The organism is Micromonospora sp. KC723 (assembly GCF_004348595.1).
Taxonomy (GTDB): Bacteria; Actinomycetota; Actinomycetes; order Mycobacteriales; family Micromonosporaceae; genus Micromonospora.
In genome coordinates, this window is record NZ_SMKD01000285.1 from 1 (window position 1) to 869 (window position 869).

General features: G+C 72.6%; 1 protein-coding gene. It reads left to right on the forward strand.

Going from position 1 to position 869, the window contains the following annotated elements; genetic code table 11:
• Nucleotides 1–115: 115 nt before the first annotated feature.
• Nucleotides 116–869: bifunctional 5,10-methylenetetrahydrofolate dehydrogenase/5,10-methenyltetrahydrofolate cyclohydrolase (locus tag E1165_RS28670; RefSeq protein WP_243705043.1), on the forward strand; the 754-nt coding region annotated here is incomplete at its 3' end.

An 869-nucleotide genomic window follows, 5' to 3' on the forward strand; every position in this document is an offset into this window, starting at 1 on the left:
GGTGGCGGGTGTGACAGGCTGGGGGTGGAACGCGACTGGCGGCACGGGGATGGGTCACCATCGGGGAGCTCGTCGCGGGGGTCGACCGCCTGGGCCTCCGTGGGCGAGGTGTGCTGTGTCCGTTTCTTCTTCTTCGACGGCTACGACCGCGCGGCTGTTGCCGGGTGGGCCGGTGGCGGAGCGAATCCTGGCCGAGGTGGCCGACGGTGTGGCGGCGTTGGGGGCGGAGGGGGTGACGCCGGCGTTGGCGACGGTGCTCGTCGGTGACGACGACGCGAGTGCCGGGTACATCCGGATCAAGCAGCGGCAGGCGGCGCGGTTGGGGTTCGCGTCGCCGCACGTGCGTCTTCCGGGCTCGGCGTCGCAGGCGGATCTGGAGGCGGTGTTGGCGGATTTCTCCGCCGATCGCGGTGTGCACGGGGTGCTGGTGCAGCATCCGGTGCCCGGGCATCTGGACTATGACCGGGCCTTGCAGGCGCTGGATCCGGACAAGGACGTCGACGGGATGCATCCGGTGAACATGGGCCGGCTGGCGTTGGGTCTGCCGGGGCCGCTGCCGTGTACGCCGGCGGGTATCGAGGCGTTGCTGGCGTACCACGGGGTCCCGGTGGCGGGTCGGGAGGTGGTGATCCTGGGTCGGGGCGCCACGTTGGGGCGGCCGTTGGCGATGTTGTTGGCGCAGAAGCGGCCGACGGCGAACGCGGCGGTGACGGTGGTGCACACGGGGGTGGCGGACTGGCCTCGGTACACGCGGCGGGCGGAGATCCTGGTGGCGGCGGCGCCGGTCCGGGCGCTGCTGGCCGGCGAGCTGATCGCCGGCACCCTGCTGGCGTTGGGCCAGATCATCCTGGTCGCCCTCGCCGCGGTGG